The 20,299-nt window shown below is 55.4% G+C and carries 15 protein-coding genes and 5 pseudogenes; 9 read left to right on the plus strand and 11 right to left on the minus strand.

Annotated elements, in window-relative coordinates; genetic code table 11:
• Positions 1–23: 23 nt before the first annotated feature.
• Positions 24–1,502 carry a Sapep family Mn(2+)-dependent dipeptidase gene (locus tag B2J69_RS12510; RefSeq protein ID WP_081139617.1) on the plus strand — a complete coding sequence of 493 codons (1,479 nt, stop codon included), beginning with the start codon at positions 24–26 and terminating at the stop codon, positions 1,500–1,502.
• Between the two features lie 25 nt (positions 1,503–1,527).
• On the opposite strand, the gene B2J69_RS12515 is transcribed toward B2J69_RS12510, so the two are convergent.
• A complete protein-coding gene (locus B2J69_RS12515) occupies positions 1,528–2,613 on the minus strand; it encodes an aldo/keto reductase (protein WP_081139618.1) in 1,086 nt (361 codons plus the stop codon).
• 393 nt (positions 2,614–3,006) lie between these two features.
• On the opposite strand from B2J69_RS12515, the gene oxlT reads away from it, so the two are divergent.
• The 3 genes from oxlT to B2J69_RS12530 all read left to right on the plus strand — a co-directional run bounded on the left by oxlT (position 3,007) and on the right by B2J69_RS12530 (position 8,511).
• Positions 3,007–4,269: an oxalate/formate MFS antiporter gene (gene oxlT, locus B2J69_RS12520; protein WP_407944741.1), complete on the plus strand. Its 1,263-nt coding sequence runs from the start codon at positions 3,007–3,009 to the stop codon at positions 4,267–4,269.
• Between the two features lie 425 nt (positions 4,270–4,694).
• Positions 4,695–5,708 carry a tyrosine-type recombinase/integrase gene (locus B2J69_RS12525; RefSeq protein WP_081139620.1) on the plus strand — a complete coding sequence of 338 codons (1,014 nt, stop codon included), beginning with the start codon at positions 4,695–4,697 and terminating at the stop codon, positions 5,706–5,708.
• 391 nt (positions 5,709–6,099) lie between these two features.
• Positions 6,100–8,511 carry a membrane-bound PQQ-dependent dehydrogenase, glucose/quinate/shikimate family gene (locus B2J69_RS12530; RefSeq protein WP_081139621.1) on the plus strand — a complete coding sequence of 804 codons (2,412 nt, stop codon included), beginning with the start codon at positions 6,100–6,102 and terminating at the stop codon, positions 8,509–8,511.
• A gap of 36 nt (positions 8,512–8,547) precedes the next feature.
• On the opposite strand, the pseudogene B2J69_RS24350 reads toward B2J69_RS12530, so the two are convergent.
• The 4 genes and pseudogenes from B2J69_RS24350 to B2J69_RS12550 form a co-directional block, all read right to left on the minus strand.
• Positions 8,548–8,884, minus strand: a pseudogene (locus B2J69_RS24350) (transcriptional regulator); the annotation flags it as partial.
• Between the two features lie 102 nt (positions 8,885–8,986).
• Positions 8,987–9,646 (minus strand): DUF2931 family protein, encoded by a 660-nt coding sequence (locus B2J69_RS12540; RefSeq protein ID WP_081139623.1) that lies wholly within the window; start codon positions 9,644–9,646, stop codon positions 8,987–8,989.
• Positions 9,637–11,511 carry a phospholipase effector Tle1 domain-containing protein gene (locus tag B2J69_RS12545; protein ID WP_081139624.1) on the minus strand — a complete coding sequence of 625 codons (1,875 nt, stop codon included), beginning with the start codon at positions 11,509–11,511 and terminating at the stop codon, positions 9,637–9,639. The genes B2J69_RS12540 and B2J69_RS12545 overlap by 10 nt, the downstream gene beginning before the upstream one ends.
• Positions 11,512–11,566: 55 nt before the next feature.
• A pseudogene (locus tag B2J69_RS12550) lies at positions 11,567–11,936 on the minus strand (recombinase family protein); the annotation flags it as partial.
• Here B2J69_RS12550 and B2J69_RS12555 point away from each other — a divergent pair.
• Positions 11,919–12,994: pseudogene (locus B2J69_RS12555) on the plus strand (Tn3 family transposase); the annotation flags it as partial. The pseudogenes B2J69_RS12550 and B2J69_RS12555 overlap by 18 nt on opposite strands.
• Before the next feature lie 25 nt (positions 12,995–13,019).
• Here the strand turns inward: B2J69_RS12555 and B2J69_RS12560 are convergent.
• From B2J69_RS12560 to B2J69_RS12575, 4 genes and pseudogenes are all read right to left on the minus strand, one after another.
• Positions 13,020–13,391, minus strand: a pseudogene (locus B2J69_RS12560) (ArsR/SmtB family transcription factor); the annotation flags it as partial.
• Positions 13,392–13,532: pseudogene (locus B2J69_RS24355) on the minus strand (amino acid-binding protein); the annotation flags it as partial.
• Between the two features lie 25 nt (positions 13,533–13,557).
• Positions 13,558–13,869: an antibiotic biosynthesis monooxygenase family protein gene (locus B2J69_RS12570; RefSeq protein WP_236722725.1), complete on the minus strand. Its 312-nt coding sequence runs from the start codon at positions 13,867–13,869 to the stop codon at positions 13,558–13,560.
• Between the two features lie 407 nt (positions 13,870–14,276).
• Positions 14,277–15,068, minus strand: coding sequence for a DsbA family protein (locus B2J69_RS12575; RefSeq protein ID WP_407944742.1), 792 nt, complete (start codon positions 15,066–15,068; stop codon positions 14,277–14,279).
• A gap of 220 nt (positions 15,069–15,288) precedes the next feature.
• On the opposite strand from B2J69_RS12575, the gene B2J69_RS12580 reads away from it, so the two are divergent.
• Together B2J69_RS12580 and B2J69_RS12585 are read left to right on the plus strand one after the other, a co-directional pair.
• On the plus strand, positions 15,289–15,690 hold the full coding sequence (locus B2J69_RS12580) for a (R)-mandelonitrile lyase (protein ID WP_081139628.1): 402 nt from the start codon (positions 15,289–15,291) through the stop codon (positions 15,688–15,690).
• A 78-nt stretch (positions 15,691–15,768) separates the two neighbouring features.
• Positions 15,769–16,665 (plus strand): LysR family transcriptional regulator, encoded by an 897-nt coding sequence (locus B2J69_RS12585; RefSeq protein WP_081139629.1) that lies wholly within the window; start codon positions 15,769–15,771, stop codon positions 16,663–16,665.
• A gap of 22 nt (positions 16,666–16,687) precedes the next feature.
• Here the strand turns inward: B2J69_RS12585 and B2J69_RS12590 are convergent, their stop codons facing one another.
• Both B2J69_RS12590 and B2J69_RS12595 read right to left on the minus strand, forming a co-directional pair.
• A complete protein-coding gene (locus tag B2J69_RS12590) occupies positions 16,688–17,485 on the minus strand; it encodes a carboxymuconolactone decarboxylase family protein (RefSeq protein WP_081139687.1) in 798 nt (265 codons plus the stop codon).
• Positions 17,486–17,648: 163 nt separating this feature from the next.
• Positions 17,649–18,059 carry a MarR family winged helix-turn-helix transcriptional regulator gene (locus B2J69_RS12595; protein ID WP_081139631.1) on the minus strand — a complete coding sequence of 137 codons (411 nt, stop codon included), beginning with the start codon at positions 18,057–18,059 and terminating at the stop codon, positions 17,649–17,651.
• Between the two features lie 204 nt (positions 18,060–18,263).
• Between B2J69_RS12595 and B2J69_RS12600 the strand changes: the two genes are divergently transcribed.
• The gene (locus B2J69_RS12600; protein ID WP_081139633.1) at positions 18,264–18,860 is read left to right on the plus strand and encodes a non-oxidative hydroxyarylic acid decarboxylases subunit B; all 597 of its coding nucleotides are present in this window, start codon (positions 18,264–18,266) and stop codon (positions 18,858–18,860) included.
• A 2-nt stretch (positions 18,861–18,862) separates the two neighbouring features.
• Entirely contained in the window at positions 18,863–20,293 is a 1,431-nt protein-coding gene (locus B2J69_RS12605; protein WP_081139635.1) for a non-oxidative hydroxyarylic acid decarboxylases subunit C, read from the plus strand.
• Positions 20,294–20,299: the final 6 nt, after the last annotated feature.

Below are 20,299 nucleotides of genomic sequence, written 5' to 3' on the forward strand. Positions count from 1 at the left end.
GGCACAAAAAAGAGGAGAGATTGATGACCGCCACGCTTACCGCGCAGGAGCAAACGCTGCTGCCTCTTATCCAGCAGTGGATTGAACGCCACCGTGAGGCGCTGATTGCTGACCTCGCCGGCTGGATCGCCTTTCCCGGCATCAGCCGCGCCGACCAGGCTCTTCCGGGCGCTCCGTTCGGCGCCGAGTGCGCCGAACTATTGCGGCACGTGCTCGCGCAGGCGCAACAGGCAGGCTTTGCCACCGAAAATCATGATGGCTACGCCGGATCGGTGATCTATGGCAAGCATCCGCGCGATATCGGCCTGATTAACCATCTGGATGTGGTGCCCGCAGGCGATAACTGGACCTTTCCGCCGTTTCAGCTTTCACGGCATGGCGACTTTGTTATCGGACGCGGCGTAGCGGATAACAAGGGACCGGGGGTGATGAACCTTTACCTGCTGAAGCTGATCCGCGACCTCAACATTCCGCTACACCATAACCTGCGTATCGTTTACGGGCTGGCGGAAGAGACCACCATGGAGGATATGAAGTGGTACAGACAGCACGCGCCGCTGCCTGAATATTCTCTCGTCACCGACGGCATGTTCCCGGTGAACAACGCGCAAAAAGGCCAGCTTACTTTTACGCTGCGCGTGCCGAATGCTGGCGTGCTGGCGAAGATCCGCGCAGGCGTCGCCAGCAACAGCGTGCCGGCGTTCGCAGACGTGGCCATTGACGGCGTCAACACCGATAAGGTGCAGGAGAAGCTGGCGTTATTGCAGGGTGTCGGCGCCTCTTATGTGACGTTGTCACATGAGCAGGGTTCGTATCGACTCACCGCGCGCGGCAATGGCGGCCACGCCGCCTTTCCTGATGGCACGCTCAATGCGGCGCGCGTGCTGCTGGCTGGTTTGCTGGAGCTGGAACTGCTTAACGCGCGTGAGCGGCAGCTGGCGAATTTTCTCTTTGAGTGGTTCACGTCACCCTATGGCGAGAATGCCGGACTGGGACTGGAGGATACGCAGTCAGGCAGACTGACGCTCAACGCAGGCGTCTGGCACAGCAGCGAGCCTGATACCCTGACGATTAACTGTGATATTCGCTATCCGGTGTCGTGGCGCGGCGAGCACATCGTCGAGATTATCGAGCAACAGCTGGCAAACAGCGGTATTCAGTTAGAGGCGGGCTGGCGCGATGTTGCGCCTTTCTATCTGCCGGAAGATCATCCGGTTATTTCGCTGCTGCAGCAGACCTGGAACGATCTGACCGGACGTGACGATCGACCCTATGCCATGGGCGGCGTAACGCACTCTAAAGTGCTGCCCAACGCCATTACCTTCGGCCCTGGCTATGTGCGAACGTCAGAAAATACGCCAGATTTTTTGCCTGACGGCCACGGTTTTCCGCACGGCGCGGATGAGACGATCCATCTGCCCTCGCTGCTGGAAGCGCTGCCGAAGTATGTGATTGGCTTGATGCGGCTCGACGCCTGGCTGCTGGAGAGAAATAAGGGCTGACCACATCGCGTGGCCAGCCTGAAGGCTATTTCTGCGCCTGATCTTTGCGTTCGTCGAGCGTCTGACGATACTCATCGAGGAAGGGTTGTTCAGCGGGATCGATTCGGTCCATACCGCTGGTAAAGCGGTGCCAGTAGGGATAGCGCGGCGCCGGGCGGGACACCTGCTCGATACGCTGACGCTGCTCATCGCTAAGCGTCAGCTCGAAGGCGCTCAGGTTTTCGCGCAGATGCGTTTCGCTGCGGTTGCCGACGATCAGCGCGCTGACGCCCGGACGCGCTGCCAGCCAGGCCAGGCAGACCTGCGCGATAGAGGCGTTAATCTCCTTGCCGACCTGCTCCAGCACCTCGATAACGTTATAGGCGTGCTCCATATCGTGCACGTAGGGCTCCGGCCAGCCGCTGCCCTGGCGGGTGGATTGCGGCGCTTTGCCGTTACGGCTCACCGCGCCGGTCAGCAGACCCTCGCCCAGCGGGCCCCAAATCAGCGTGCCAATCTGCTGATCGATAGACATCGGCAGCAGCTCGAACTCCGCCTCGCGCGATTCCGGCGTGTAGTAGATTTGCTGGCTGACCGGCTTGAGCAGATGCTGCTCGCTGGCGCAGCCCAGGGTCTTCATCATCTGCCAGGCGGTGTAGTTGGAGGTGCCGAAGTAGCGGATTTTGCCGCTTTTCACCAGATCTTCCAGCGCGCGCAGCGTCTCTTCCACCGAGGTGACGCCATCCCAGTTGTGGATTTGATAAAGGTCGATATGGTCGGTTTTCAGACGGCGCAGGCTCGCTTCACACGCCTTGATAAGATGAAACCGGCTGGCGCCGCTTTCGTTCGGGCCATCGCCCAGCGGGCTGCGCGCTTTGCTGGCTAGAATGACACTGTCACGTTTGTCGCCAAGCGCGTTGCCGACCACCTCTTCCGCGCCGCCCATCGAGTAGAGATCGGCGGTATCGATCATATTGACGCCGTGATCGAGCGCGATATCGATAAAGCGCCGCGCTTCGTCTGCGTTAACGTTGCCGGTTTTTTCAAAGCCCGCTTTGCCGCCGAACGGCACGGTGCCCAGCACGAATTGTGAGACCATCAGGCCTGAGTGACCCAGTTTCCGGTATTGCATTTACTTCTCTCCTTTACAGCTTAAAAAGGCGATCGTAGTCGCAATGGGTTGTAGTGGTGTTACGGATGCTCAGGGGGAAAAGCGTAGGAGAGGAATGAGAGAGGTGCAAATTATGTAAAGTCCTGACAGATGCTACATTTTCTCTCGAAAAATTTACGCTTGTTTATATTTGAATCTGGTTACTGTTGCTCGTGGTGATAATTTCATCTCGCCTTTTATCTGCAAACCTAATAAACATAGCGCCGCGCACAGTCACGATGCGAATTGCCACATTATGGGGCATTATTTTTGCCATTGCTTATATCTTCTCTTGCAAAACGGTAATGTCTCCCTCTTCATCAACATGGCATGGTAAATGCTTAAACCAGTGACATGCGTTTAAGGCGGAGTGCGATGATGACAAGTTCAGTATTAGCAGCAAGTGTAGTTTCCCAGCATAAAAAAAAGTGGATGCAACTCCTTCTGGGCTTAGTCTGTATGATTTCCATTTCGAGTCCTCAATATGTCTGGGCGCTGTTTACCCGCCCTTTGATGGAAAAGTTACATGCGCCGCTGGCTGAAATTCAAATTACCTTTTCAATTTTAATTATTCTCCAGACTTTCTTTTCTCCACTACAGGGAAAGTTAATCGATCGCTTCGGTCCTCGCGTGCTGATTACTGTCGGGACGTTAATGACGGGTGTTAGCTGGATACTTCTTTCAGGGCTTAACTCCCTTTTTGAACTCTACTTCTACTATGGCGTTGTTGGAGGACTTGGCACAGGAATTGTTTATATTGGTGTGGTTGGTTTAATGGTTCGCTGGTTTCCGGAAAAAAGAGGATTTGCAACAGGCATGGTTGCGGCAGGTTATGGGATGGGCGCTATTTTAACCACGTTTCCCATCACCGCCTCTCTTGCAACAGCAGGCCTGGAAAAGACTTTTTGGCAGTTTGGTCTCATGATGGCTGTCGTTGGCTTTATTGCCAGTCAGGGGCTTAAAATCCCAAAAGGAGATGATGCAGAAAATAGGGCTACCCAGACAATCAACAATATTAGAAGCTTTACTTCAAAGGAAATGCTGCGACAGCCTCTGTTCTGGCTGATGTTTTTTATGATGACCATGATGTCTACATCAGGATTAATGGTCACCTCACAAATGGCAATTTTTGCTGAGGATTTCGGCATAACGTCAGTAACCATCCTGGGTATGGCGGCCTTGCCGTTAGCGATGACGATAGACCGTTTTATGAATGGATTAACCCGACCGGTCTGCGGTTATATTTCCGACCGTATTGGGCGGGAAAATATGATGTTTTTGGCTTTTGGACTTGAGGGTATAGCTATGACGTTTTGGCTGTTATGCAAAAACGATCCGGTATTGTTCGTTTTACTCTCAGGTGTTGTGTTTTTTGGCTGGGGTGAGATTTTCTCATTATTTCCTGCGACTCTGACGGATACGTTTGGTACCCGCTTTGCCACGGCAAACTATGGCTGGCTCTATATTTCGCAGGGCATTGGATCTGTATTAGGTGGTCCGTTAGCTGCATTGCTCTATCAGCACACGCAGAGCTGGAACCTGGTATTTGGCAGTGCGATAAGTTTAGATATTATCTGTGCGTTGCTCGCTATTATCATACTCAAACCCTGGCGAAAACGTTTTCTTGCTCAGGCGTGATATTATTTTATGCAGGTCCTGTTGATAAAACTGGGCCTGCATTTCAGCAATGCTCTGCCGAAGCAGCAACCCTCTTCAAAGCTATCCGTAGTGTCAAACCTGAAACCTGCTTCTGTCCTTCTGACTACTGGTCTGACACAGGCGAATTGCTTTAACTTTATATAATCAGCCTTATACAAACCCAGTTAAACTCGCTATCATGCGGATTGAGCGCCGATCCCGACCTCAGCGTGCTGTCGCAGCCGTCAGCCATTACGCAAAATATGATGACCGGGTCATCACAAAAGAACGGTGCACCTACATAAAAATGACAACGCTACGCAAAATCTACAGGAGTTCTCCCCTGCTCTTTCTTCAGAATTCGCGTAGCGCGATCGCCAGCTGATTAGTGGATAAATTAAACAGATATGGATGGATTAATCACTTTGAACGCCCTGGTTCCGCTTTCCCCCTCAGATGACGATTTGGCGCAACGCTTACGCGAATTCGTTCAGGACAAAGAGGCGTTTGCGCCGAATACATGGCGCCAGCTGATGAGCGTGATGCGCGTTTGCCACCGTTGGGCATCCGCGAACAATCGTACTCTGCTGCCTATGTCGCCAGAAGATCTGCGGGACTATCTTAGCTATCTACAGTCTATCGGACGCGCCTCATCGACGATTGGCACCCATCAGTCCCTGATCTCAATGTTACACCGTAACGCGGGTCTGGTGCCGCCTTCTACCTCTCCGCTGGTATCGCGTGCAGTAAAAAAGATCAATCGCGTGGCGGTGGTGTCGGGTGAGCGAACCGGACAGGCGGTTCCGTTCCGCCTTAGCGACCTGCAAAAGGTTGAGGCCGCCTGGGCAGAGACGCCGAGCCTGCGCAATATGCGCGATCTTGCCTTTCTTCATGTGGCATACAGCACGCTGATGCGTATCAGTGAAGTCTCGCGCTTTCGCGTTGGGGATGTGATGCGTGCCGAAGATGGCCGTATCATTCTCGAAGGCTCATGGACCAAGACCATTCTCGATGCGGGCAGTTTAATCAAAGCGCTGGGATCAAAGTCCTCAGCGGTTGTGACGAAATGGATTGTCGCCTCGGGATTAATCAACGAGCCGGATGCTTTCCTGTTTTCTCCCGTTCATCGTTCCGGCAAAGTCATGGTCGCCATTGACGAACCGATGAGCACGCCGGCGCTTAAAAGCATTTTCACTCGTGCATGGGAAGCGGCCGGCTATACCGACACCGCTAAACCCAATAAAAATCGCTATCGTCGCTGGAGTGGCCATAGCGCGCGTGTCGGCGCCGCACAGGATCTGGCGCGTAAGGGGTATTCTGTTCCGCAGATTATGCAGGAAGGCACCTGGAAAAAGCCCGAAACGCTGATGCGCTACATTCGCTATGTGGAAGCGCACAAAGGCGCGATGGTCGATTTAATGGAAAATCAAGACGAGTGACGTCGAAACTTATCCACAGAAAAAGTGGACAGCCTGTGTGAAACTCCGGGAAAAGATGCGGCGGGTGACGCATTTTTGAGTAGGCTGGCGCGTTATGCGCGGCGGATTTACACGCAAATACATCGTGTTAACCTCTCCTGATTCAGCCATGCGTTTACGTCATAGCAAAAGAGGATGCAGAGTGAGGCTTTGACCACATTTGGCTGGATTCGTTCCACATCCGTGTTGTACCACTCTGCGTTGTTAACTGCCTGAACTGTGCATTATCAGCGACGCTTTTTATCAGACCCGCCAGAATTACAGAAAGTTACATCCTTTGTGGCGCGTTTTCCCTCGTCATTGCTGTTTCTTTATTAGGCTTGATTTACTTTGCTTTACATTCGAGGTGATTGTGTCTGATAAGCGAAAAAGCGTTTTGACCTTTATTACCGGTCTCATCGTCAGCGTGTGCGGGCTGCTGTTTTTGATCCTGGGCGGATGGCTGGCCGCTGAGGGCGGAACGGCATGGTACCTGTTGGCTGGCGTCGGCTATTTTGCCGCCGGCGTGCTGATCCTGCTGCGTCGCGTAGCGGGACTCTGGGTCTATCTGCTGACCTTTATCGCCTCGGTTGTCTGGGCGCTATCGGAAGTCGGACTGGATGGATGGCAACTGATGCCGCGGCTCTTTGCACTCGCCCTGTTGGGCATCTGGCTCAGCCTGCCGTGGATAGTCCGGTCGCTGGCGTCACGCCAGCGTGAAAGGCGAGCTGTCATGGCATCAGGGCTGGTATATGTGCTGGTGACAGGGGCGATTTTCTATAGCGGCTGGCGGGTGACTGACGCGCGCTTCGTGACCCATGCGCCTTTTCCTGCGCAGCAGGCCACGCCTGCAGCGACATCCAGTCAGGATAACGACTGGCGCTATTACGGTAAAACGCCTGCTGGCGAACGCTTTTCGCCGCTTGCGCAGATCACCCCGGCGAATGTGGCCGAGCTAAAGCCAGCCTGGCGCTATAATACCGGCGATGTGATGCGCAAAGGCGAAGATAAGGCTGGGCGTGAGTTCAGCTTCGAGGTGACGCCGATGAAAGTAGGCGATAACCTTTATATCTGCACGCCGCATCGCGAAGTGATTGCGCTGGATGCCACTTCGGGTAAACAGCTGTGGAAGTTCGATCCTCATTCCAACACCGCCGCCAACGAATATCTTGCCTGCCGCGGCGTGGCTTACAGCCGCGTCGACGACGACGCAGAGTGCCCGGAGAAAATCATCAGCACCACGGCGGATGCACGCATGGTGGCCCTGAACGCCCGTACCGGCGAAACCTGCCAGCATTTCGGCAATCAGGGCTATGTCAGCCTGACCGATCATATGGGCGAGGTGCCGCCAGGCTTTCACTTTATCACGTCGCAGCCGATGGTAATGGATGGGCGTATTGTGCTGGGCGGCTGGATTTATGATAACCAGTCAACGGGCGAGCCATCAGGCGTGGTACGGGCCTACGATGAGAAGAGCGGGCAGCTGGCCTGGGTGTGGGATATGGGCCGCAACCCGGCAAACGCGCCGCTGAAGCCCGGCGAAACCTACACGCGCGGCACGCCGAATGGCTGGAGAACCTATACGGCCGATGCAGCCCTCGGGCTGGTCTATATTCCGCTGGGTAACGCAACGCCGGACTATTATGGCGCTCAGCGCCGCCCGTTTGACGAAAAATATGCCAGCTCGCTGGTAGCGCTCGATATCCATACTGGCGAAGAGCGCTGGCATTTTCAGACCGTGCATCACGATGTCTGGGATTTTGACCTGCCCATTGGGCCGACGCTGGTCGACCTGCCGGATGAAAATGGCACTCTCACGCCGGCACTGGTGCAAACCACCAAGATGGGTCAGCTGTTCTTACTCGACCGACGAACCGGCAAGCCGCTGGCGTCGGTGGAGGAAAAAGCAGTGCCGACCTCGCCCTCGCTCCCCGGCGAGCGTCTTTCCGCCACGCAGCCCTTCTCTACCGGCATGCCGGACCTTTCGCCACCGCCGCTCAAGGAAACCGATGCCTGGGGTGCGACGCCTTTCGATCAGCTCTGGTGCCGTATTCAGTTCCATCGCTATCGCTATCAGGGAAAATTTACGCCGCCCGCCGCCGGCACCTCTATCGCCTATCCCGCTTTTGACGGCGTAATGGACTGGTACGGTGCCTCAGTCGACCCGGCTCACAAGGTGCTGATCGCGAACACCAGCTATATCCCTTTTACCATGCAGATGATGACCAGCCAGCAGGCGACGGATCAGGGGCTGATGAAACCCTGGCGCGGTTGGGGCAGCGGCCAGCCCTACCCTAAACCTAAAGAGTTTGCGGTCGGACCGCAGTACGGCACCGCCTGGGCGGCGGTGGTCAAGCCCTGGCTGACGGCGCTGGGCGCGCCCTGCAGCGCGCCGCCGTGGGGTAAAGTCTACGCCATCGATCTGACCAGTCGTAAAATCATCTGGGAGCGTCCGGCCGGCACCACGCGCGATATGAACATCTTCGGCACCCATACTAATGCGCCGCTGCCGACCGGAATATTTATGATGGGCGGCAACATTATCACCCGCAGCGGCTTAATTTTTATGGGGGCGACCGCAGATGATTATCTGCGCGCGTTTGATGAAAAAACCGGACGCGAACTCTGGCGAACACGGCTTCCTGCCGGCGGGCAGGCGACGCCAGTCACCTATCTGGGCAAAGATGGACGACAGTATGTGGTGATTGCTGCCGGTGGTCATGGCGGACTTGGCACGCGCTCCGGCGATGCGCTGATGGCCTGGGCGCTGCCCACCCGGCCCTGATGCCGGGCTGTGCGGCCTGTATGGGGCCGCATGTCCTCAGGGCAGACGCAATCTGAAATGGCGGCACAGCGCCGTTTTGCCGCTGTGCGTTACCCTGACTTCACGATAACCTGGCGTGCGGATTAGCCAGCCTCGCTGCAAAAACAGCGAGAGTAGCGCATGTCCGGCATCACCAGCAAGATGGAAACGCCTTTCGCTCCAGTCGAGGCAGGGACAGCAGGCTTTGCGCCGTGGACGGGGATCCAGGACCGCTCGCATGAAAATGCGTCAGCCCGGTTGCCGTTAGCGAAGTGCCTGCCGATTCGAGCCACTTTTCCCGCAGCATGAAGTGGTAAATCGCGACGGCTAGCTCGCCCGCCAGATGATCGTAACAGGGGTCATTTTGGGAAACGGAAAATATTGTACGTTAAGACAAAAAATTGGCCACCAAACCTCAAAGGATCTTGGGCAGATCCTCCAAGATTTAATATGTTGCTTACCAACTACCGTAAGGATATTTTTTCCCTTTGATAAAATCCTCGGTATCTTTTCCGTACTCATAGCCGTTGGAAAACCGAGTTATTCCTTTGCAAATATCTAATTTATCCCCTGAGACGGTTTTCACGACTGACGGAGTGACGCGGTAATTAGGCTCAGAACCACTTCCCTGTAACCAGACGGCCACTTTTCCCTCTGGAGCCAGACCAATTTGTACTCTGTCGTAATACGCAGTTCTTCCCCGATAATCCCTGTACTCACTCGGCCTGAGCATTTTGTCCAGTACAGGTTTAGGGATCGTCAGGTGAGTTTCATACACTTTTTTATCGATGATCGAGTCCCAGCAAAAAATAATATGTCTGGGGGGACGTTTAACATGATTCCAGTAGCCTCCAGACACACGGTCTTTGTCGTTCCACTCGCCGATAACGTCAGGTAGGTCGGGCGTTCTGTTCAGCGTGTTAAAGCGATAATCCTTTCCATCAGAGTCAAGAATAGCGGCAAACGTCACCACTGCTGGCAACGCTTTAGGTGTGAAAAAGTTAAAAGTCCACTCTGCCGGTACATTGCGTTGCGCGGCGGAGTCGGACAAAGATTTCCCCTGACAGGCCGTCAGTACCAATAACGGAAGAAGACAGGCCACGCGGATTATTTCCATATTCTATTTCCGTCCATACCATAAACTGTACGTTGCCAGCGCTCGTCCGGCCGGTTGGTGAACGTCACCAGCTTCGCCGGTTTGACCGCACCGCTGATACTTCCCTGGCCGTCTCTCACTACGCTGTTCCAGTTGGCTGAGCAGTGAATATATTTTTCAGCCAGCATCAGAATTTCTGGCGTGGTAAAGCCGCAGGCAGGCTGTCCTCCCCTTATGGCACGGCCCATTACCATCGCTTTTTCACACAGGCTGTTCAGTTCTGGCCGGAGTGACAGGTTGTCGTCTTTAGGTAAAATAGGGGAAAATTCTACCCCGGCATCCTGCGCCGCATCGAGCATCACCCGTAACACCACCTTCGACCAGTCGTTACGCGTCGGACGGTCGATAACCAGTGCGGCACCGCTACGTTTCTGTAGCCTTCCGTAACGGTCGGCGGGCATTCTGTCGTCATACCAGGTATCAACATTCACCTCTACCGCATTCAACAAGGGCGCTATCGCCGGATAGCTGTCCATTGCTGTAAGCTGTGCGCAGGCCTGACGATAAATCCGGGTTTCCGTATCAGGGGTGAAGTGGGGGACGGTTTCAAATTCTGGTCGGGTAAGGAAGTAAGCTTCGTGTTCGTCGGGGTTGTAGCCACCACCAATGTCGGAGTGTGCACCGGGCAGTTCCAGCTCCGGCCACGCCGGTTTTACGCTATTCAGCGCGAAGTTAAAGCGGCATTCGTGCTGGGCGGTGATATGGAACACTTTGTCTGCCACGCCCGGACGCAGCATCAGATTGACATCCCCGGTATCGGCGCTGTGCGGGTTGAGGCCGTTAACCGGTGTCCCGATGGCGGCTACGGTATCGAATATACCCAGAAAGCGGGTTTTTCCTCCGGGCGTCCCGGAAAACTCAATACCATTCAAACCTGCTTTAATCGCCGTGATAATGGCGTGATCCTGGCTGAACACTCGATTGGCAAAGTGGCGCGCCGCCGCTGCTCCCCGGCTGAAGCCAAAAATATCAAACTGCAACTCTTTAATAGTGCAGGAACTGGTGTTGGCATGCTGGAGTAAATAACCCTGAATACCGGCGGCAAGTGCTGCTACTACTTTATCGGTTTTTCTCACTACGCCAGTATCGCCCCGGCCTGTTCCCATTCCGTAAGTGCTGTCGCCAGCCCCGTCTTCCGTACCGATACCTTCGATATAAATAGCGTACTGACCGGCACCTGTATCGGGCCTGATATCCTGTCTATACAGTGTATTCAACCAGTGTACGTTGCTGTAGTAACCGATATAGCTCCCTGCAGCAGTACCGCTGTAGCCACGTTTTAGTCTCACGCACTGGGAATACGCAGATCCAGCATCAGCATCATTCATCCCGTAATGTTCACCGGAACAGGCGGCCTGACGGTCACCGCTGTTATTCGCGTTGTTGCCTGTGCCATCAAAGAACACGCCGATGGTCAGCGTGATTTCCCGTTTCTTCTTCGCGGCCTGCGCTCGCTGTTCAGGCTCTGACTCCTGCGCTTTTTTCCTCGCGATCTCGGCCCGTTCGGCTACCCGTCCGGCGTTGCAGCCGCTCTCGTAGGTGTGCGTCTGGACTGACGGAATAAAACGGGCGCGGCACGGGCAGGAGCTGTAGCTGTCCAGCGAACCCGCCCACTCTTTCAGCTCTCCGCCCACCTCATAGGTGTCCCCCATGCCGCCGCACACGCGGAAGAGCCCCTCATGCTTCCCGCAGGTTACCGGGTCACCCTCCCTGACCTGCTGCCGCTCAATGCCACCGATTTGGTAGGTGTCGTCAGACGCACCGGAAAGGATCCGCCCCCCGCAGGTGGTTTTATCCAGGTGATACAGAAAAAATCCCGTTGCCATAATCCCTCATGAATAAAATGGTCATAAAATCAACGCATCATACCTTAATCATGACCTAACCAAAATCTTCGGCTTCTGGTTGCCGGTACAACGCCTGAATACGGCAGATTTGCGAAGGGCTGTACCCTGCTGCATCTGCTGTTTCCCGGATACTGAGTTTCTTGACCTGTCGATAGTACAAGACTTTCTGGTGCCGCTCCTGATCGGACTGTTTGCCCCGGCATCTCCCCAGCGTATGTGCGCGTTCAATTCTCTTTTTTTGCCGCTGACGGCGGCTCAGCCAGTCCTTATGCGACATTGCGGCCATCAGGTCGATAAGCATATTATTGATGGCGGTTATCATGGCTCGGGTAATCGCGTCAACCTGCGATGAGTCTTTATCTGACAGCGCCTGCCATTGAGGTGGGTACATCCAGACTGACAATCTCCGTGATAAAACCTATTCAGCCGCTCTTGCAGAGCTGGTAAATGCGCAGGGGAAAAGACCACTGGCGGCATTCTGGGGTGACGGGACAACGTCATCATCAGACGTACAAAATTTCAGAACAGGCGGCTCAGGCCGCTACGCAGGGCCGGTTAACCCGAAATATGGGCAGAAGCCTGGACGTCAGTTTTATACCTATATTTCGGATCAATACAGCCCGTTTTACACATGCATAATCAGTCGGGTCAGGGATTCAACCCACGTTCTCGATGGCTTGCTGTTTCATGAAAGCGATCTGGAAATCAGGAAGCATTACACCGATACCGTTGGTTTCACGGATCATGTCTTTGCTTTGATGCATCTGCTGGGATTTACGTTCTGTCCGCGAATTAGGGATCTCCATGACAAGAAGCTGTTTATCAAAGGGTAAGCTGACCAATACCCGGTGCTTTAATCACTGATATCAACAACCAGCCTGAGTCTGAAAGAGATCGAAGTTCACTGGCGTGAAGTACTACGTCTGGCAACCCGATAAAGCAGGGAACCGTGACGGCATCCCTGATGCTGAAAAAGCTTGCCAGCAATCCCAAGCAAAACGGACTTGCCAAAGCATTGAGGGAAATTGGCCGTATTGAACGAACGCTGTTTATGCTCGACTGGTTCCGCGATCCGGCACTTCGTCGGCGGGTATAGGCGGGACTGAATAAAGGAGAAGCCCGTAATGCGCTGGCGCGTGCGGTATTCCTGCATCGGCTGGGTGAAATTAGGGACCGAAAACCGGAAAATCAGAGCTACCGCGCCAGTGGACTGACGCTGCTGACGGCAGCTATCTCGCTGTGGAATACCGTCTATATGGAAAGAGTGATCGATGCTCTGAAGCGTAAAGGGGTGAAGATCAACGAGCAACTGTTGCCGCATTTGTCCCTGCCAGGCTGGGAACACATCAATCTGACTGGCGATTATATCTGGAAGAGTAATCGGATACCGGCTTCCGGTAAGTTTCGTCGACTGAGGCCAGCTAAAGTAGAAAGGTCAAAAAATAACCTTAACGTACAATAATTTTTGATATCCAAACTGACCCCTAACAAGTTCGGGCGTAGCGCATCGGATCTGGGGTAGAGGTGACGGGAGAGAGGTGACTATGCATCGACACGCCCATCAGATTTTCCAGCAGTCCGGCAATCTCAGGTCCGGTCAGACTGTAGTAGCGATGACGTCCCTGTGTCAGGCAAATCACCAGGCCGCTGCTGAGCAGGCGCATCAGATGCGCGCTGGCTGTCGAGGCCGCAATACCAGCGACGGCGTTGAGTTCAGTCGCGGTCCAGGCGCGACTATCCATCAGGGCGCAGAGGATAGCGACTCGTGACGGGTCCGCTATGGCCGAGGCAACCACTGACATCGACTTTTCAAGGCAGACGTCCGCTTGCTCGGCATTATCGGTTTGTAGCCGGTTCATTCAGGCTCTGTTCTCCATTTTTGGGGCCCGTACGTCATCATCGGTCAGCAGGATAAGCCGGTTACTGTGATCGCTGTACTGTACGCGAATATTGATGCCGTTTTTACCCAATAGTCCGCCCAGTGAGGCCAGTTCGCCGGGCGTGTTACGCAGAACAACAGAGATATCATAAATGGTAGAGTGGCTCCTGATGTGAAGCGTATTCACGCAGCACCTGAGCAAGGCGTATCCGGTAGAATGAAAAAATAGCGGTTTGACCTTCCTGCTGCGCAGCCTGATGCATCAGGTTTTGCTTCCAGCCGGTCACGGCTTGCTCATCTTCCCACCACGACAGCGAGAGGATCTTTCCTGCCGTGCTCAGACTCTGAAATCGCTCGATAGCGATAAAGCCGGGCACATCCGCCAGCAGCGGCTGCAGCTCTGCGGCGAGTTGCAGATAGTGTTCTTTGGCGTATGGAAAAACGTCGGCTTCAAAAATACGGCAATCATTTACGGTCTCCAGTAATGGGTTGTTGTCATGCAGCTTATGGACAACCCTTAATGGACGCTTCGCTACACAGCGAAATATCATCGCCCTTTTACTGGGAAACCTGTATTTAGTTACATCATTCATAATTACATAAACAATTACTACCGGCCTTCGGCCGGCGCGGGCGGCCTTACCAGAAGGTTATTTCGCGCTCATGTTTGATGTATGCACGTAGACGAAGCAGAGATAAGCACCCTTCTTATCACGCGCAGCGGTCCAGCCTGGAGGGGCACGCCATTTCCAATGGGGCACGCGATTAAAAAAAAGCTGTTACAGGATGCTGTAACTACTCAGCCTGTGGCGCAACAGATTATAATACAGTGAAAAAGCCGGTGTGAGAAACCGGCTTTAGGACATTATTTTGCGGCGGCGGCTCTGTCTATCGCCGCCTGCAGGGTTGTCTCACTGGCGCCGCCAGGTATCACCGTCACGTTATCTGCCGTTGCGCCGGTGAGGGGCATGATAATCATCGCCGGCGTTCCCTGCAGGCCAAGCTTCTGCGCCAGCGCATCATTACGCTTTAACGCTTCCACCACCTGCGGATTGATGTCGCCCGACTTGCTGGCCAGCGCGGCCGCTTTGCCGATATCCTCCGGCGTCAGCTTCCCTTCATTATGGCCTGTGGCGTAAATAGCATTGTGGTAGTTAACGTAGGCCTCGGCCCCCTTCTCCTGCCAGATCTGCAGACCGGTTTTAGCGGCATTCAGCGAGGCGTCCCAGCGTTGCGCAAAAATAGGCCACTCTTTGAAGATGTATCGCACCTGCGGGTTCGCTTTCATTAGCGCTTCGATTACCGGCGCCTGGCGCGCACAGACAATACACTGGTAATCGAAGAATTCAATGACGGCCACTTTTGCATCGGCCGGGCCGAAGGCGGGCGTCATTTTGTCATTTAGCAGATCGTTCTGCTGCCGCAGCGCCGCATCGGTCATCGCCTTAATCTGTTGCGCCTGCTGCTGCGCCTCAAGTTTCTGGCTGACCTGCAGCAGCACTTCCGGATGCGCCAGCAGATAATCTCTGGCGATTTCGCCGATGCGCGCTTCCATTTCGGGCGTGAAGGGAGCAGCAGGCTGATCCGCCGCCGCGGCGAGGCCGGACATCAGCAGGCCAGCTGCCAACAGTAAACTAAAAGATTGAGGCATTTTCATTTGGATCGCGTCTCTGTAGTGGTTTACGAAAGCGCGCTATTTTCACGCCTGACAGCTAAACCGCACCTCACTGGTGTCTAAAATTTATTCAGCCGGGCAAAAATTCGTTTATTAATGAAAAAGGCTCATATCTTCATCCTGATTAAGCATCTTAATCATAGATGCACGCCACCTTAAAATAAGAAGCACTGTTTATGACGATAACCCAAAGGATAAGCGCATGACTGACATCTATAAATGTGGTTCCCAGGCATCCTATGCCGGCCCCGACGAGTGGTTTACCGGCACGGTGCGCGTCGATCCGCTCTTCCCTGCCAACGAACCGGCGCGCGCCAGCGGCGGCAGCGTCACCTTTGAACCCGGTGCCCGCACCGCATGGCATACCCACCCTCTCGGCCAGACGCTGATTGTCACGGCGGGCTTTGGTTACGTTCAGACCTGGGGCGAAGCGGCGCGAGAGATTCGAGCCGGGGACGTTGTCTGGATCCCGCCACATGAAAAACACTGGCACGGCGCCAGCGATAAAACGCCGCTGACCCACATCGCCATTCAGGAAGCGCTGGAAGGGAAAGCGGTGGAGTGGCTGGAAAAGGTCGACGACGAGCAGTACGGCGCAAAGTAATCTCGATCAAAATATCAGGCGCGTCCCTTCAGCGGGACGCGCCTTTTTTCTGTGTGACGTCCATAAGGAGGCGTGGTGATGTCCCGCGAGAACCTCAACGATCTGGTCGCGTTTGTCACCGTGGCGCGCGAACAGAGTTTTACCCGCGCGGCGGCGCTGCTTGGCGTTTCGCAGTCCGCCCTCAGTCACAGCCTGCGTGGGCTGGAAGCGCGCCTGGGCGTACGGCTCCTGACGCGCACGACGCGGAGCGTGTCACCAACCGAAGCCGGGCAGCGGCTGATGGCGTCACTGGCGCCGCGGCTGGATGAGATCTGGAGCGAACTGGCCGCTATCAGCGACATGCGCGATCAACCCGCTGGCGTGGTGCGCATTACGGCGACGGATTTCGCCATTCGCTTTCTGCTGTGGCCAAAGCTGCGCGACCTGCTTAAGACCTATCCCGATATCCATCTGGAGCTGGCGAATGAATATGCGCTGACGGATATCGCCGCTAACCGCTACGATGCGGGCGTGCGCCTCGGCGAGCAGATCACCAACGGCATGATTTCAGTGCGTATCGGGCCCGATATCCGCTTTGCAGTGGTGGGATCGCCCGCCTATTTCCACACCCAGGGAAAGCCAGCCACGCCGCAGGATCTGGTTCAGCACCGCTGCATTAATCTGCGACTTTCCACCCATGGCGGCCTCTACGCCTGGGAGTTCGAGCAGGACGGGCGAGAGATCAAAGTCCGCGTTGAGGGCCAGCTCACCTTTAATGAGATCTATCAGGTGGTCGATGCCGCCCTCGACGGTTTTGGTCTGGCCTATGTACCGGAAGAGATGGTGGCGTCGCATATTGAGGCTAACAGGCTGGTAAGGGTATTGACGGACTACTGCCCGGTCTGGGAAGGCCATCATCTCTACTATCCGAGCCGCAAACAATCCTCGCGCGCGCTGACGATGGTGGTCGACGCGCTACGTCATCGCCAGAACTGAAGCCCGGCTCAGGCGATATCGATCAGGCAGGCTGACGTGAGGTAAAAACCTCTTTAAATACCGGCAGCGCCGAGAAAATATTCGGCCAGCCGGCGATAAAGGCGAGCTGCGTCAGCACTTCCGCTGCCTGCTCCTGCGTGAGGCCGTTATCCATGGCGCGGTTAAGGTGATAAGGCACCTGTGCAACCTGACCTGCGGTGACCAGCGCGCTGACGGTGATCAGGCTGCGGTCGCGCGGCGCTAAACCTGGCCGCAGCCAGAGATCGCGGAACAGCGCCTCGGTGGTATATTTCACCACGCCTGGCGCGACGTGACCAAAGTTCTGCTCGACCATCGCGGCACGTTTTGCTTCGCCCTCTTCATCCAGCGGCAACGGCGCGACGTCCGCTCCCGGTAAACGGGAAAAATCGATATGACGCGCCGCGAATACCGCCTGAGTGGTGACGGCCGCTGACGTCGCATTCGGCCAGCCGGCATAAAACGCGAGATGCGTCAGGCTTTCGGCGATTTCGCCAGGCGTAACGCCATTATCAAGCGCCAGGTTAAGGTAGTCAGCCAGCTCTGTACGGTCGTTGCGGCTGATCAGCGCGGACAGGGTCACCAGGCTGCGATCGCGCGCGGAGAGCGCGGGTCGATTCCACAGATCCCCTTTGATAAAACGCGCCGAGTAGGCTGCCATCGCAGGCGCGGCCTGAGCAACTGCCTGAGAAGCGGGTTTATTTTCTGACATAGATTGGCTGCTCCAGGTATTTTCCGGTGCGGTGGCGCAGCTGGCCAGCAGCATGGCGGAAGAGAGAAAGAGAGGGTGCCGCAGGAGCATGTCGCCGCCTCGCATCATGAGTGGCTTATGGCTGACCTATGCCAGCGATCGCCCGTAAAAGGTAGCGTTATTAATAACAAAGGCGCGCCAGAGAATGAATAGCCTCTGGCGGCATGCAGTAATGAGCAAATCTCATGAACGGAGGCGGTCGGTTGAACGCCTTTTATTCCAGCATGGTTTTTAACAGCCGGATCAGCTCCTGATGTTCTTGATCGCTCAGACGGTTCAGGAAGGCGGCATCAATGCGTTCAGCCGAAGGTTTCGCCTCATTAAGCAGGGTTTCGCCGGCGGTGGTCAGAAAGATATGCCGACGACGGCGGTCGCTCACGCCCTGCTCGCGGCGCAGCAGCCCTTTTTTTTCCATGCGCATCAGCAGCTCCGCCAGCGTCGCTTTGGTGCTGACCGACACATCCATCAGCTCCATCTGCTCAATGCCTGGCTGCTCAGCCACGGCGCAAAGCACGGCATACTGCTGCTTGGTAAGATCGTTAAGCGAGCGTTGCCATTGCGCGGTGTGCTCCTGAAAAAGCCGACGCATCAGGTGAAACGGAACATTGCTAAGATTTTTATTCATTGTTGTTATGCCGAATGCCAGGGCGATTCTCGCCGGATGAGATAGCGCTATTTCAGCAATAAACGCCTCTCGCTGTAAACCTGTGATCGAAAACAATGAAACGTTCGTTTACGAACTTTATAGCTGCTGTTCTCTTGTCATCGCCATTGTTGCGCGCTAAGGTAAATATATAGTTCGTACACGAACAAGTTTAGCGAGGTTGAAATGAGGTTGATAGTCGCAATGACGGGGGCGACGGGCGCCCCGCTTGGCGTGGCACTGCTACGCGCGCTGCAGCAGATGCCAGAGGTGGAAACACATCTGATCCTGTCGAAATGGGCGAAAACCACCATTGAGCTGGAGACACCTTTAAGCGTGCGAGAGGTCGCCGCGCTGGCGAACGTCGTACACAGCCCGGCAGACCAGGCCGCCACCATTTCGTCAGGATCTTTTCACACCGACGGCATGATCATTATTCCCTGCAGCATGAAGACCCTGGCGGGTATTCGCGCCGGCTATGCAGAAGGACTGACCGGACGCGCGGCAGACGTGGTGATCAAAGAAGGCCGCAAACTGGTGCTGGTGCCGCGTGAAACGCCGCTCAGCACCATCCATCTGGAAAACATGCTGGCGCTGTCGCGCATGGGCGTCGCGATGGTTCCTCCTATGCCCGCCTATTACAACCATCCCAAAAGCGTCGATGACGTTACGCACCATATTGTCGCGCGCGTTCTGGATCAGTTCGGGCTGCGTTACAACAAGGCGCAGCGCTGGCAGGGCCTGAGCGGCGCCACCCATCACGAAACAGCACAGGAGAGATAATCATGGCTTTTGACGATCTGCGCAGCTATCTGCGCGCGCTGGAACAGCAGGGTCAGCTGCTCAATATTGATGAGGAGGTCAATGCGGAACCCGATATCGCCGCGGCGGCTAACGCAACGGGTCGCATCGGCGAAGGCGCGCCGGCGATCGCTTTTACGCGTATCAAAGGCTTCAGGGATGCGCACGTCGTGATGAACACTATCGGCTCCTGGCAGAATCATGCGATTTCGCTGGGTTTACCGCCGAACACCCCGGTAAAGCAGCAGATTGACGAATTTATCCGTCGCTGGGACAACTTTCCCGTGGCGCCGGAACGGCGGGACAATCCAAACTGGGCAGAGAACAGCGTCGACGGCGAGGAGATAAATCTTTTTGATTTGCTGCCGCTGTTCCGGCTCAACGACGGCGACGGCGGTTTCTATCTCGATAAAGCCTGCGTGGTCTCACGCGATCCGCTCGATCCCGATCATTTCGGCAAGCAGAATGTCGGCATTTATCGCATGGAGGTAAAAGGCAAACGCAAGCTAGGGCTCCAGCCGGTACCGATGCACGACATTGCGCTGCACCTGCATAAAGCCGAAGAGCGCGGCGAGGATCTTCCCATCGCGATTACCCTCGGCAACGACCCGATTATCACCCTGATGGGCGCCACGCCGCTTAAGTACGATCAGTCAGAATATGAGATGGCCGGCGCGCTGCGTGAAAGCCCCTACCCTATCGCGACGGCGCCTCTGACCGGTTTCGATGTGCCCTGGGGGTCTGAAGTGATCCTTGAAGGGGTTATTGAAGGGCGCAAACGTGAAATCGAAGGGCCGTTCGGCGAATTTACCGGCCACTACTCGGGCGGACGAAACATGACGGTGGTGCGCATCGATAAGGTCAGCTACCGCACCAGACCGATTTTTGAATCGCTTTACCTCGGTATGCCCTGGACGGAGATCGATTACCTGATGGGCCCGGCGACCTGTGTGCCGCTCTATCAGCAGCTTAAGGCGGAATTTCCCGAGGTGCAGGCGGTGAACGCCATGTACACCCACGGCCTGCTGGCGATTATCTCCACTAAAAAACGCTACGGCGGCTTTGCGCGTGCGGTGGGCCTGCGCGCAATGACTACACCGCACGGTCTCGGCTACGTGAAAATGGTGATCATGGTAGATGAAGACGTCGATCCTTTCGATCTGCCGCAGGTGATGTGGGCGCTCTCTTCCAAGGTTAATCCGGCGGGCGATTTGGTGCAGCTGCCGAATATGTCGGTGCTGGAACTCGATCCGGGATCCAGTCCGGCCGGCATCACCGATAAGCTGATTATCGACGCCACTACGCCCGTCGCGCCCGATACGCGCGGCCACTACAGCCAGCCAGTCAAAGATCTGCCCGAGACTGCGCAGTGGGTTGAAAAACTGACCAGACTGCTGGCTAACCGCAATCAATAAGGAGGG

Source organism: Pantoea latae (assembly GCF_002077695.1).
GTDB classification, from domain to species: Bacteria; Pseudomonadota; Gammaproteobacteria; order Enterobacterales; family Enterobacteriaceae; genus Pantoea; species Pantoea latae.

Coding starts and splice junctions, on each gene's coding strand:
- B2J69_RS12595 (WP_081139631.1), bottom strand. CDS start 18,059: ATGAATAAAAATCTTAGCAATGTTCCGTTTCACCTGATGCGTCGGCTT.
- oxlT (WP_407944741.1), top strand. CDS start 3,007: ATGATGACAAGTTCAGTATTAGCAGCAAGTGTAGTTTCCCAGCATAAA.
- B2J69_RS12540 (WP_081139623.1), bottom strand. CDS start 9,646: ATGGAAATAATCCGCGTGGCCTGTCTTCTTCCGTTATTGGTACTGACG.
- B2J69_RS12605 (WP_081139635.1), top strand. CDS start 18,863: ATGGCTTTTGACGATCTGCGCAGCTATCTGCGCGCGCTGGAACAGCAG.
- B2J69_RS12510 (WP_081139617.1), top strand. CDS start 24: ATGACCGCCACGCTTACCGCGCAGGAGCAAACGCTGCTGCCTCTTATC.
- B2J69_RS12515 (WP_081139618.1), bottom strand. CDS start 2,613: ATGCAATACCGGAAACTGGGTCACTCAGGCCTGATGGTCTCACAATTC.
- B2J69_RS12580 (WP_081139628.1), top strand. CDS start 15,289: ATGACTGACATCTATAAATGTGGTTCCCAGGCATCCTATGCCGGCCCC.
- B2J69_RS12590 (WP_081139687.1), bottom strand. CDS start 17,485: ATGCTCCTGCGGCACCCTCTCTTTCTCTCTTCCGCCATGCTGCTGGCC.
- B2J69_RS12600 (WP_081139633.1), top strand. CDS start 18,264: ATGAGGTTGATAGTCGCAATGACGGGGGCGACGGGCGCCCCGCTTGGC.
- B2J69_RS12575 (WP_407944742.1), bottom strand. CDS start 15,068: ATGAAAATGCCTCAATCTTTTAGTTTACTGTTGGCAGCTGGCCTGCTG.
- B2J69_RS12545 (WP_081139624.1), bottom strand. CDS start 11,511: ATGGCAACGGGATTTTTTCTGTATCACCTGGATAAAACCACCTGCGGG.
- B2J69_RS12585 (WP_081139629.1), top strand. CDS start 15,769: ATGTCCCGCGAGAACCTCAACGATCTGGTCGCGTTTGTCACCGTGGCG.